The sequence below is a fragment of the Sphingobacterium siyangense genome (genome assembly GCF_023277505.1).
GTDB classification, from domain to species: Bacteria; Bacteroidota; Bacteroidia; order Sphingobacteriales; family Sphingobacteriaceae; genus Sphingobacterium; species Sphingobacterium siyangense.
The window spans coordinates 5,897,736-5,912,000 of the sequence record NZ_CP080574.1 but is presented as its reverse complement, the minus strand read 5'-3'; the positions used below and the strand labels follow the sequence as shown (position 1 = coordinate 5,912,000).

Below are 14,265 nucleotides of genomic sequence, written 5' to 3'. Positions count from 1 at the left end.
ATCAAATTAATACCCAAATTATGAATCAGTTCATATTCCCGAGTAAATCCTCTAAAAGGTTGGCAAAACTGCTGGCCATTGGAATAATGACTGGCGGGATCATTCCGTCATACTCCTATGGAGTAAATCTAAGTGAACACAATCTACACTTTTTTAAAAATATCACAGGGAAGGTTGTTGATCAAAACGGAAAAGCTCTTGCGGGGGTAACGATATCCATTAAGGGATCAAAAACTGCGACGTCAACAGACGCAGATGGTACATTCAGGCTAAATTTGCCAGTTGGAAATGAGATTTTGGTGCTCAATTTTGTTGGCTATAAAAGATTAGAAATACCAGTTGGAAACCAGAATGTGTTAAACATACGCATGGAGGCTGAAAGTCAGGAGCTCGAAGAGGTTGTGACAGTTGGTTATACCACACAGAAAAAAGCACATTTGACTGGATCGGTTGTGGCGATAAAAGCTGAAGAAATTGAAGATTTACCTTCGACGAATGTGGGTTCGACATTGGTGGGCCGGGTTGTAGGTCTTAACGTCAGCGGGGGAACGAGTCGTCCGGGAGCAAAGCCCTCCTACATTCTACGGAATCCAATGGGCGGCGGTAAAGATGGCGGAACAAGTGCCCCTTTATTTGTGATTGATGGTGTGATTCAGGTAGATGGACAAAATCAACCTGATCAGACGTTGTTTAATAATCTCGATGCTTCAGAAATTGAGAATATTTCCTTTTTAAAGGATGGTGCTGCGGCGGTGTATGGCGTTAGAGGGGCAAATGGCGTTGTTTTGGTAACAACCAAAAAAGGGAAAGTGGGTACGCCAAAGATCAGTTACAACGGTTCGTATGCCATTAATGATGCAACCTATCATTCAAAAGTGATGAATGCGTATCAATTTGCTAATTACTTTAATATCATGAACGGACTGAATGGAGCAAACCGTGACCCAAAAGCAGCTGGTTTTGACAAATGGTTTTTCTCGCAAGATGAGCTAGACTATTTTGAGAATCATTCTTATAATTGGTTAGACGATGCTTGGAAAGCAAGTTATCTGACACGACACTCGTTGAATATTTCGGGCGGGGCAGATAAAGCGACTTATTTTGCAAATGTGGCTTATAATAAACAAAACGGTAATTTGGGTACACTGGATTATGATCGCTGGAATTTCCGAGCCGGAAGTGATATTCAAGTGGCAAGTAACTTTAAGGTAGGTATGCAGGTTTCGGGGAATACAGGTAACCAGCAAAAAACCTTTAATAAGATTGGCGGTGAAAATGACGATAACGATTACAGAAATCTATTGTTGGCTTCGCCCTATGTTCCAGCTTATGTCAATGGTTTGCCAGTTCGTCTGCCGGGAACAGCAGGTGATCTATCTGCTTATCATTATTATGAATTGCAGAAATTAGGTAATTTAACAACTACCGATTCAAGACAATTCAGTATTAACCTCAATGCCGAATATCAAGCCCCTTGGTTAAAAGGTTTGACTTTACGAGGATCCTATGCTAAAAATTTAAAAAATGAGCGTGGGGACCAAATTGGGACAAAGTATCAAACTTATACATTTGATCAAAGAAGCGGTGAAAACGGACATATTTACGATGAAAATATATCTGGAGAAAAGGCTGTCACTTTTAGCAACGGTAATCGCGTTTATTTTTCAAATGCAACCGGTAATAATTATCAGGCAAACTTTACGGCGACCTATGATAAACAGTGGAAGAAGCATAATTTCTCGGGATTATTTTCGGTGGAAAAAGCGGAAGCAAAATCGTCCCAGGAAGACGTTTGGAAAAATGATCCATTACAAAATACGAATGGACAATTTGGAACTGCTTTTGGTACTGTAGAAGGACGTACAGCGGCTTATGAATCTGGAACCTTAGGCTACCTTGGCCGACTAAATTATCGCTATAGCGAAAAATACCTTGCGGAGGTATTATTCCGTTCGGATGCTTCGACGAAGTTTGCGCCCGAAAACTATTGGGGTAAGTTTTATAACGTCTCTGTAGGTTGGGTCATCAGTGAAGAGGATTTCTTTCATGTAAAAGGTATTGATTATTTAAAAATGCGCCTTTCACATGGTAAATTGGGGAATGATCAGACCGCCGCTTGGGGATGGAAACAACGTTATACCTATCAAATCGGAAAAGGTGGAGTATTTGGAGGAAACGGCGACGCAACCACAGGAATGAAGATGGAGAAAACTGCTAACAGGAACGCCACGTGGGCTAATGATTATAAAAATAATATCGGTATCGATGCCCGTTTCTTCAATAGTCGGTTGTCGGCTACCATCGATGGTTATTATAATTTCGGACGAGATTTGCTCCTCGAGCGTACAGGAAATGTCCCAATCTCGGTCGGCGGTTCTGTTGCTGCTGAGAATTTTGCAAAAAAGAATACTTATGGTCTTGAGTTTGACTTGGGGTGGCAAGATAAAATTAACGAATTTAGCTATGGAATTAGCACGCGCCTTTCATGGACAAATGATAAGATTCTGGTGTGGAATTATAATGATGTGGATATGATGTATCCATGGAATCCCCAGCTAAATGCTTCTTCAGATAATGGTGCCTGGGGGTATGATTATTTGGGTATGTTTAAGACACAACAAGATATCGATAACTACGTCAGCCAGTATAATATTACCCAAGTGTTCAATGAGACGGCCGATAAGTTGAGGCCAGGTATGCTCTACTATCGTGACGTTCGGGGGGCGCTCCAAGCTGATGGTACATTTGCTGGTCCTGATGGAATTATCAACGAATTCGACCAAATTCAATTAGCCAAAAATAATACCAATCATTACTCAGTTGGAATGACATTAAAGGCTGGTTATAAAGGGATAAGTGCGGAAGCAGTTATTACTGGTTCTTTCGGCGGTTATAATGAAATTACTGAACGTAAACCATTGAATAATGATATTTCGCGTGTTTACACGAATTTACCCGCTTTTTGGGGAGATGTTTATGATCCAGTGCTAAACCCAACAGGGAATATGCCAAATCCCAATTGGGCAGATATGTATAATGTTCGTTCGAATTTCTGGACTGTTCCAGCTTTTCAAATGCGAATGAGCAGCTTTAATGTAGGTTATAGATTTCCAGATAAAGTTAATAAATACTTGAAAGTTTCAAATCTAAGGGCCTATTTAAGTGCTATGAATCCATTGACAATTTATAATCCATTTGGTTATAAAGACGGTAATGGTGGAGGATGGGATGTATATCCGAATTTGAGAACTTATTCTTTTGGTATTAACGTAACATTATAATTAGGCAATGAAAAAATTAACAATTTTAAATATAGGACTTTGTTGTTTGTTACTGACCAATCAAGCCTGTAAAGATAACTTTCTAGAGGAAAAAAGAGATTTAGGGGCCGTTGATGAAACAGATTTGTTTCAAGATCCTATTTTAGCCACAGCTTATGTGGATTATGTTTATGGCCTGTTCTTGCCAGCGAATAATGCACAATCTTTTGTTGCTACTCAAGATGCTTCGGATAACGGAGGGTATAACAATACTTTTACACAAACCACAGATGAATTAGCTGGGGAAACCGATTTCAATAAGCAATGGAATGCGATTTCCTATATTAATAATCATGCAAATAAATATTTTGGTCAGCGCATGAGTGCTAGTATTGGGAATAATGTGTGGACGCGAATGAAAGAGATCAATGTTTTTCTCGAAAAAATCGATCTGGGAGGGATTGACGAAGCAACTCGAAATCAATTAAAAGGTCAAATGTATTTTTGGCGTGCTTTTCAGTATTTCCAATTGGTTCGGATGTATGGTGGTGTACCTTTAGTTCTCGAATCACAAAATCCGATAGTAGGAGATAGTGATGCTAATTCAATTCCCAGAAGTACAACTACAGAATGTATTGCGCAAATTGTGAAAGATCTGGATTTAGCCAAAAGCCTCTTGCCAGGTAAATGGGATGGCGGCAACTGGGGGCGGATTACTAGCGGTGCAGCAGCAGCGTTAAAAGGACGCGTGCTCTTGACTTATGCTAGTCCGCAATTTAATCCAAATGATTCACGTGATCGTTGGGAAGCGGCTTATGCGGCAAATGCGGAAGCAAAAGCGCTACTGGAGCAAAATGGCTTCGGTTTATTTCAAACCGGAGGTACTGTAGGAGGCAAGGCTTGGAGTGATATGTGGTTTACTGAAGTAAATAATCCCGAAGCTGTTATTGTATACGGATTTAATAATGCATCTTCCAGTTCAACAGCTGTAAAAAATAACGGCTGGGAGCAAGTAATTCGCCCGCGAGAACTTTCCGGTGCAGGATCGATTTCGCCAACTAAGCAGATATTTGACGCTTTCCCGATGTTAGATGGTAAAAATATTGACGATCCGACATCTACATATACTTATGATGCGAAAAAGTTTTATAAAAATAGAGATCCACGCTTTGCCCGAACTTTCGTTTATAACGGAGCTTTATTTCCTTATGCAAATGGGGAGAGCTACCGCCAATGGACCTATTATTGGAAAAATAGTAAAGGAGCCTACGTTTCGACGGAAACTAAAGGTTCTAACGCAAGTGGTATCTATCTTCGAAAGGGATCTAACCCTGCTGCGTCTGCTACATCGAATGGGGCAGCGGGATTTCAGCAAAGTGGTACAGACTATATGGAAATGCGTTTTGCTGAAGTAGTATTGAATTTAGCAGAATCGGCTATCGGCGTCGATAAATTACAAGAAGGTTTAGATGGAATCATTGAAATCCGGAAACGTGCAGGAATTGAGGTCGGTGATGGATCATATGGTTTAGCCACGGTTGCAGGGAATCGCAATAAATTATTTGGGGCGATTATTAATGAACGCAAATTGGAGTTTGCGTATGAAGGTAAACGATTTTATGATCTTAGACGTTGGAAGCTTTTTGAAGAGGATTCACCTACTGCCCAACGTATTGGTTTAAAACCATTAAATGGAACAAGAAGAACAGGTTTGTTAATTACGGTAAAAAACAATGGCATGGAATATACCGGTAATTCAGATCCGTTAGTTCGGAATGGTTCAAATGTTCCTGTAGTTGAACGCCAGCCCGCCACTTATCCTGACGGAATTGAAAATCAGGAGCAATATTTGGATTATCTGTACGATAATTATTTTGTAATTGCTGAAAAAGATGATTTGGATCCGACAAATACTCCATGGAAATTTAAATGGTACCCAGAGTATTACTTTTTCGGATTAAATCAAACAGCCTTATCTACTTCACCTTATTTACAACAAACTACAGGTTGGGATAGCATGAATGGAGCTGGAACTTTTGATCCGCTAAAATAATTCCATTTGTAAAAAATATTAAAGCAATGTATGTGAATTGTGACACGCATTGTTTTTTATAAATGTATATCTGACATATATTTGAAATAAGAATTATAAATCCTACTAACTAGATAAACATGTTACATAAAATAACGCTGACAGCATTGTTAAGTCTCATTACATCAATCGCATTTTGTCAGTATCCCAAAATTCCAGAAGACGTTAAGAAGAATACAGATGAGCTGATGCGCAAAGCGACCAAACAGTCTGATGAAGCTTGGCAAAAAGCCCTACCTGTCATAGAAGAATATGCAAAACAAGGTAAGCCTTATATTCCTTGGGCTGGGAGGCCTGCAGATTTACCACAAGCGACTATTCCGGCTTTTCCAGAAGCGGAAGGTGGTGGTAAATTTACTTTTGGCGGACGTGGTGGAAAGGTGTATGTTGTGACCAACCTGGAAGATAATGGTGCTGGTTCATTGCGGGAAGCCTGTGAGAAAGGTGGCCCTCGTATTATCGTATTTAATGTTTCGGGTATCATTCGTCTGAAAACGCCATTAATTATTCGGGCTCCATATGTGACTATTGCTGGACAATCTGCACCAGGTGATGGTGTCTGCGTGGCGGGTGAATCCGTTTGGATCAATACACATGATGTTTTGATTCGTCATATGCGTTTTAGACGCGGTGAAACATACGTCGGTCGTCGGGATGATGCGATCGGAGGGAATCCGGTGGGAAATATTATGATAGACCACGTTTCTGCAAGTTGGGGACTGGATGAAAATATGTCCATGTACCGTCATATGTATAATGACAGCACGGGAAAAGCAGAGGAAAAACGAGGTACAGTGAATATAACTATTCAAAATTCTATTTTCTCTGAAGCGCTGGATACTTGGAACCACGCCTTCGGTAGTACCTTAGGTGGAGAAAATTGTACGTTTATGCGTAACCTTTGGGCGAACAATGCGGCCCGTAACCCATCTATTGGCTGGAATGGTTTGTTCAATTTCTATAATAACGTTGTTTACAACTGGGTGCATCGCTCAATTGATGGCGGTGATTATCAGGCGACTTATAATATTGTGAATAATTACTTTAAACCAGGTCCAGCGACCCCACTGGATCAGCCTGTAAGTTACCGGATCTTAAAACCCGAATCCGGCAGAAGTAAACTGTCTTACGTGGTATTTGGCCGTGCACATGTTAAAGGTAACATTGTGGAAGGGAACGCCAAAATCACTTCAAACAACTGGGATGGTGGAGTACAATTGGAAAATAAAAAGGGGGATGCGATGACTTATGCTGAAGCGCAACCTTACTTTGCAGCAATGAGCGCAAAGGAACCATTTCCTCATGCTAATTTCCCTGTAATGTCTGCGCAGGAAACTTACGGTTTTGTTCTTGAACATGCAGGAGCCACCTTACCTAAAAGAGATCCTGTCGATACACGGGTTATTGGCGATGTTAAAAACGGTAAGCCAGTCAAACTATTAAGCAATGTGAAACTGCCAGAAAAAGATTTTGAACATCGGAGATTACCAAAGGATTCGTATAAAATCGGTATTATTACTGACATATCCCAAGTGGGCGGATACCCAGTATATAAAGGGACACCTTACAAAGATTCCGACAATGATGGTATTCCGGATGCAGTAGAAAAAGAAATGGGACTTAATCCAAATGATCCTAGCGATTCTGCGAAGATTACAGCATCAGGTTATGCGAATATCGAAATCTATCTGAATAATTTGGCGGCGAAATAATTGCTGCTGGCATACCCTTGTTTAGGAGATAGGCACAGCATCAAGTAAGCTGGGTATTTATATAACCAAAAAAAATAAACGGAGCTTGCGAGCTTATGTTAATTACTTACATATGAAATCATTATTTAAGCGAAATACCATGTTAATTTTGGGGTTAATAAGCCCAATAGCAGCATTAGCTCAATATCCCGTTATTCCAGATTCACTAAACAAATTGGCTGCTGAACGGGAAAATATGGAAAACATACGCTTAGAAAAAGTGTGGGTGAAGGCACAGGAAGTTATAAAGAAAGAAGGGAAGCCCTATATTCCTTGGGCAGCCAAACCTAATGACTTACCACAGGCGAAAATTAAAGCGTTTCCTGGGGCTGAAGGTGGGGGTGCTTACACTGCTGGTGGCCGAGGTGGAAAAGTTTTTGTTGTGACGAGTCTTGCGGACAGTGGACCGGGAACGTTGAGAGAAGCCTGTGAAGCTGGTGGTGCCCGTATTGTTGTATTTAATGTTGCTGGTATTATTCGACTGGAAAAACCAATTGTCGTTAAGGCGCCTTATATTACGATTGCTGGACAGACAGCACCAGGAGATGGAGTGTGTGTGGCTGGAGAATCTTTTCTGATTGATACACACGATGTCATTTTACGCTTTTTACGTTTACGTCGCGGTGAAACTGACGTAACGCGTCGTGATGATGCTGTAGGCGGTAATGTAGTTGGTAATATCATGATTGATCACGTATCTGCAAGCTGGGGCCTGGATGAAAATATGTCGATCTACCGGCATGTATACGACCGCGAAGGCAAAAATCTCAAATTGCCTACATTAAATATTACGATCCAGAATTCTATTTTTTCTGAAGCATTGGATGCTTACAACCACGCATTCGGAAGTACAATAGGCGGATTGAATAGTACATTTATGCGTAATCTATGGGCTTCAAATATTAGCCGGAATCCTTCCATAGGAATGTATGGTGACTTTGGATTTGTTAATAATGTCATTTGGAACTGGTGGAATCGAAGTGCTGATGGCGGAGACAATAAATCCTTATTCAACTTTATCAATAATTACTATAAACCCGGGCCGATTACACCTAAAGATAAACCGATCGCATACCGTATCTTAAAGCCAGAGTCTGGAAGAGATAAAGCATTTAAAGATCAGTATGGTAAGGTATATGCACATGGAAATGTAGTAGAAGGTTTTCCAAAGGTCACTGACAATAACTGGGATGGCGGTATCCAGATTGAGGATCTACCGAATGTTGGCGGCCGTGAAAAAGAAATCCGTGTTGATAAAGCTTTTCCAATGGCTCCAGTTACAACACTATCCGCTCAAGATGCTTACAATTATGTCCTTAAAAACGTAGGTGCTTTTCTGCCTAAACAGGATGCTGTTGATCAACGGATCATTAAGCAAGTGTCGGAGAATAAGGTTTATTATGATACAACGAAAGCGCAACATGGATTTGTATCACCATATGTTAAGCGACGCCTCCCAGAAGATTCTTACAAACAAGGAATTATATCGGATATCGCGCAGGTGGGCGGTTATCCAACTTATGTGGGGGAACCTTATCAAGATTCAGACAATGACGGTATTCCTGACAATCTGGAAAAGAGCATGGGTTTAAATCCCAATGATCCCGGCGATTCGAGAAAAATAGCAAAAAACGGCTATGCCAATATTGAGAACTATTTAAATGGGGTTGTAGCATTAGATGCTGTCGTACCCAAAAAATAAAAATAACCATGAGAAAAAGAATGCAGTTTTTTTCTTGTATCGGATTATATGCTTTCACCTGTATTGCTTTTACTGCACATGCACAACAAATGAAAGCGTATACACCTTTGGTATGGGATGAGGCAAAGTTTGTGTACCATGCAGATTCGCTTGGAAATCAGATTCCTGATTTTTCCTATGCGGGATACAAAGGGGGAAATGCAGCTATTCCTACAGGGGAGATTGCTGTTGTCGTTCCTCTAAAAACAGGTGATGCTACACAGCGTATTCAAGCTGCTATCAACTATGTGTCAATGCTACCGTTGGGTAAAGATGGATTACGAGGAGTGGTGCTTTTACAAGCGGGAGTTTATTCTGTTTCCGGTTCTCTTAAAATAAGTGCCTCAGGTGTTATTCTGCGTGGTAGTGGTTTCACAACAAATGGAACGGTCATCATTGGTGAAGGAACAACAAGAGAAACACTCATCCGTATTCTCGGAAAAGACGATATCACGTTTGCAAAAAAGACAAACGTAACAAGTGCTTACGTCCCTGTCAACGCGCGGGTATTGGATATTGATCATGCGGCTTCCTATAAAGCTGGAGATAAAATTAGGATTACAAGACCTTCCACGCAAGATTGGATTAATCAGCTTGGTACTGATCATTTTGGTGGTGGCATTACTTCGCTAGGTTGGAAACCCGGGCAACGCGATGTTACTTGGGATAGAACGATTGTCGCAGTGAAAGGTAATGGTATCGAGATTGATGCACCAATCACAACAGCATTGGACAGACGCTATGGCCAAGCGACTGTTGAGCAATATAATTGGAAAGGAAGAGTCGAAAATGTAGGTGTCGAAAATATCGAACTTAAATCTGCTTTCGATGCGAATAACCCAAAAGACGAAGACCATCGCTGGATGGCAATTACGATTGAAAATGCTGAAAACGTTTGGGTTCGGCGCATGCAGTTCCGGCATTTTGCAGGATCAGCTGTCTACGCTTTGGCAAGTACTCAAAAATTAACTGTAGAAGATTGTATTTCCCGGGATCCGGTTTCGGAAATCGGTGGGCAAAGAAGATATACGTTTTTTACAAAGGGTCAGCAGACTTTGTTTCAACGGCTCTATTCCGAACATGGGTACCACGATTTCGCAGTAGGTTATTTGGCTGCAGGGCCAAATGCTTTTGTCCAATGCCAGGCAGTAGAACCTTTCAGTTTTAGTGGCGGGATAGATAGCTGGGCATCGGGGGTTCTTTTTGATAATACAGATATTGATGCGCAGGCGCTAAGCTATAAAAACCGAGGTCAAGATGGCCAAGGAGCGGGCTGGTCAGCAGCAAATTCTGTGTTTTGGCAGTCTACAGCTGGACTCGTGGAGTGTTTCCAACCCCCAACGGCACAGAACTGGGCTTTTGGGATTTGGTCTCAATTTCAGGGAAATGGCTATTGGGAGCAATCGAATGAATATATCAAGCCCAAAAGCTTGTATTATGCACAGTTACGGGAAAGAATTGGCCTAGCGGCTGATGAACGCGCAGTACTGTTGCCAGTTTTGACCGAAGCATCCAGTAGTCCGCCCGTCAGTGTTGCCATGGAGCTGACACGTCAGTCTGAAAATCCAATGACGAAACTGGTAGACTTTATTGCAGAAGCCGGTGATCGTTATCCCTTAAATACGACCGCAAATGTAAAAACCATCGATCAAATCGGCTATAAAGAGACTACCCCAGCAAAAAAACAAGCCGATATGCGTGTCGTAAACGGTTGGTTGGTACGTGGTGATGAAGTACTCGTAGGGGCCAAATCGGATGTTCCGTGGTGGAGTGGTAGCGCTCGACCGCATGGTGCTGAAAAAGCTAAACCACATATCACGCGCTATGTGCCTGGAGATGTTGGCACGGGGCTGACGGACGATCTTGAGGAGATGACGGATTCATTAAAAAAAGATAATATTATCGCCATTGATCACAATTACGGACTTTGGTACGATCGGAGACGTGATGATCACGAACGTATTCGTCGGATCAATGGGGAGGTGTGGCCTCCGTTTTATGAACTGCCATTTGCGCGTAGTGGTCAGGGGTTAGCCTATGACGGCCTGTCTAAGTATGATTTGACAAAGTACAACAAATTTTACTGGGGACGCTTGAAACAATATGCAGATCTAGCAGACCAAAAAGGTTTGGTATTACTGCATCAAAATTATTTTCAACATAATATTATCGAAGCTGGTGCACATTACGCGGACTTCCCATGGCGTGCAGCTAATAATATCAATAATGTCGGATTTCCAGAACCGGTTCCTTATGCTGGTAATAAACGAATTTTTATGGCAGAACAGTTCTACGATATCGATAACCCTGTTCGTCGTTCGTTACATCGCGCTTATATCCGTCAATGCTTGGATAATTTTAAAGATAACTCGGGAGTCATTCAGATGATCAGCGCCGAATATACGGGACCCTTACATTTCGTTCAGTTTTGGGTCGACGTAATCAAAGAATGGAAAGCGGAGACAGGTAAAAATCCAATTATTGGTTTGAGTGCAACAAAAGATGTACAAGATGCCATCTTAGCCGATAAAGAACGTGCTAAAGAAATTCAGGTCATTGATATCCGCTACTGGCATTATCAAGCCGATGGAAAGAGCTATGCTCCCCAAGGTGGGCAAAATCTGGCGCCGCGTCAGCATGCACGATTGTTGAAACCAAAGAAAACATCGATGGAGGCCGTTTATAAAGCCGTATCCGAATACCGCACAAAATATCCGGATAAAGCAGTGTTATACTTTGCTGACAACTACCCAACGATGGCTTGGGCATCTTTTATGGCAGGTGGCTCTATGGCAAACCTACCTAAGATAGGAAACAACGATGTCTACCGTGCAGCATCAGCGATGAAAGCGACAGAAATCAATGGCACTTGGTTGCTAAAAGGTAGCCAAGGTCTGATCATTTATAAGGAAAAATCCGATGCAGAAGATATTGATCTATCCGATTATAAAGGCGGTTTTGAAATGACACGCATTAATCCGAAAAACGGAACGATTATTAAAACGGAGAAGATCAATCTCGGGAAGCATATTCATTTGAGCAATTATACAAAAGAGCCAGAAATTATTTGGCTAAATAAGAAATAACAACATGTCTATTCGTAAGAAACTTATACTATTTACAGTTGCAGGAGCCCTTTTTTCGTGTGCGTCCAATGAGGAGTCCAACCAGTCCACGCTTTTGAAGATCTCGGAAAATGGCCGATATATGATGACCGAGGATGGGCGTCCCTTCTTTTGGTTGGGCGATACGGGCTGGTTGCTTTTCAACAAGATGAACCGGGCGGAAGCGGAGCAATACCTGGAGGATCGGAAACAAAAAGGTTTCAATGTCATCCAGGCCATGGTCCTGCATACCGTTCCTTCCGTAAATAGTTATGGTGATTCTTCGGTTGTCAACAAAGATATTTCCAGACCGCTTGTGACCGAAGGGAACAATCCGGATAATGCAACAGCGTATGATTATTGGGATCATGTCGATTACATTATTGATAAGGCTGCTGAAAAGGGACTCTATGTTGCTTTGGTCCCGGTTTGGGGATCACCGGTGAAGGATGGAAAAGTATCAGCTGAGCAAGCAGAAAAATATGCCACGTTTCTTGCGGAAAGGTGGAAAGACCGTCCGAATATCATTTGGTTAAATGGTGGTGATATTAAGGGATCAGATAAGATGGAAGTGTGGGAGAAAATCGGCCAAACAATAAAAGCCATCGATCATAACCATTTAATGACTTTTCATCCTAGAGGACGAACGGCTTCTTCGGATTGGTTCCACGATAGACCCTGGCTGGATTTCAATATGGTGCAATCTGGACACCGTACCTACGCTCAGGACACTTCCGCGAATGAACAGAAACATTATGGCGAGGATAACTGGAAGTTTATGGCAGCCGACTGGGATATAAAACCCATTAAACCAACGATCGACGGGGAACCTTCTTATGAAGGCATCCCACAGGGATTACACGATATCACCCAACCGCGCTGGAAAGATGCTGACGTCAGAAGATATGGCTATTGGTCTGTATTTGCGGGTGCATTTGGTTATACCTATGGGCAAAACTCGGTCATGCAGATGCATGGGAAGCAAGATTCCACCTCGGCGTATGGTTCGGATGAGCTATGGAGTTCGGCAATTAATGCGCCGGGTGCGTTCCAAATGAGATTTTTGAAGGAGCTTATGCTGTCAAGAGACAATTATTTTGATCGTGTTCCCGATCAGTCTTTAATTGCGGATAATGGTGAGAAATACAATCGTTTACTCGCGACAAGAACTGGGAATTACGCATTTATCTACAATTACAATGGGAGGGAAATGAAAATTAATATGGGAAAAATCGAAGGGGACAAAGTAAAAGCATCCTGGTTTGACCCCCGAAATGGATCAACCAAGGTAATCGGAGAGTTTGAAAATAAAGGTGTACAAACTTTTGTGCCCGAAGGCGGGCAAAAGGAGGGAAACGACTGGGTGTTGATCTTAGATAGCATTTAATGAGGAATTTAGTCAAATTGTTTGTTTTATTTAGTGTGACATCTCTCTTGGCTTCATGTCAGAGGGATGTTTACCTATTTACCTCCTTCCGCGAACCAGCTAATGAAGGTTTACGTTATCTGTATAGCAAAGATGGCTACCATTGGAATGCGATTAATGGGGTTTATTTGAAACCGGAATTAGGAAAACAGAAAATCATGCGCGATCCGTCGATGATACGGGATAAACAAGGTATTTATCATTTGGTATGGACCATTGGTTGGCAGGGAAATGAAGGAATCGGCTATGCACGTTCAAAAGACTTGATCCATTGGGAAAATCAACAGATCGTTCCAGTGATGCAACAAGAAGCAACCACTGTCAATGTTTGGGCGCCAGAGTTATTTTATGATGATATAGAAGACCGGTTTATTATTATTTGGGCTTCCACCATTCCTTATCGCTTCGCAAAAGGCGTAGAAGAAGAGAAAAACAATCACCGCATGTACTCTACGACAACCAAGGATTTTAAATCTTTTACGGCAACCAAATTATTTAGCGATCCCGGATTTAGTGTCATTGATGCGGTCATTGTCAAGAAGGCGCAAAAAGATTATGTATTGGTACTAAAAGATAATACGCGGCCCAACCGGAATCTAAAAGTGGCTTTTGCAAAAGATGCATTAGGACCATTTCAGCAGATCTCTGAGCCTTTCTCGCCGTATTTAAGTGAGGGGCCTGCGGTGCTTAAAGTCAAGGATCAATGGTTAATCTATTTCGATTCATATGGTAGCAAAAGCTATGAGGCTGTGTCCACCAAAGATTTTAAGGTCTTCGAAAAAATCAACGACAAGATTTCCGTTCCAGAAGGGCATAAACATGGAACGATCTTCAAAGCGTCCAATAAAGATTTAAAAAATTTGCTTCGGGATGAAGCCAAAAAGAAATAAT

General features: G+C 41.7%; 7 protein-coding genes. All 7 read left to right on the top strand.

Going from position 1 to position 14,265, the window contains the following annotated elements:
- Positions 1-20: 20 nt before the first annotated feature.
- The 7 genes from K2F45_RS24880 (at position 21) to K2F45_RS24850 (ending at position 14,264) form a co-directional block, all read left to right on the top strand.
- Complete coding sequence (locus K2F45_RS24880; RefSeq protein ID WP_248932607.1) at positions 21-3,281, top strand: SusC/RagA family TonB-linked outer membrane protein; 3,261 nt, start codon at positions 21-23, stop codon at positions 3,279-3,281.
- 7 nt (positions 3,282-3,288) lie between these two features.
- Positions 3,289-5,313: a RagB/SusD family nutrient uptake outer membrane protein gene (locus K2F45_RS24875; protein WP_248932606.1), complete on the top strand. Its 2,025-nt coding sequence runs from the start codon at positions 3,289-3,291 to the stop codon at positions 5,311-5,313.
- Positions 5,314-5,432: 119 nt separating this feature from the next.
- On the top strand, positions 5,433-7,064 hold the full coding sequence (locus tag K2F45_RS24870; RefSeq protein ID WP_075994342.1) for a polysaccharide lyase: 1,632 nt from the start codon (positions 5,433-5,435) through the stop codon (positions 7,062-7,064).
- A 112-nt stretch (positions 7,065-7,176) separates the two neighbouring features.
- A complete protein-coding gene (locus K2F45_RS24865) occupies positions 7,177-8,805 on the top strand; it encodes a polysaccharide lyase (protein WP_248932605.1) in 1,629 nt (542 codons plus the stop codon).
- 8 nt (positions 8,806-8,813) lie between these two features.
- Positions 8,814-11,930: a DUF6298 domain-containing protein gene (locus K2F45_RS24860; protein ID WP_248932604.1), complete on the top strand. Its 3,117-nt coding sequence runs from the start codon at positions 8,814-8,816 to the stop codon at positions 11,928-11,930.
- Between the two features lie 4 nt (positions 11,931-11,934).
- Entirely contained in the window at positions 11,935-13,335 is a 1,401-nt protein-coding gene (locus tag K2F45_RS24855) for a glycoside hydrolase family 140 protein (RefSeq protein WP_248932603.1), read from the top strand.
- Positions 13,335-14,264 carry a glycoside hydrolase family 43 protein gene (locus K2F45_RS24850; RefSeq protein WP_075994339.1) on the top strand — a complete coding sequence of 310 codons (930 nt, stop codon included), beginning with the start codon at positions 13,335-13,337 and terminating at the stop codon, positions 14,262-14,264. Before K2F45_RS24855 ends, K2F45_RS24850 begins: the two co-directional genes overlap by 1 nt.
- Position 14,265 lies beyond the last annotated feature (1 nt).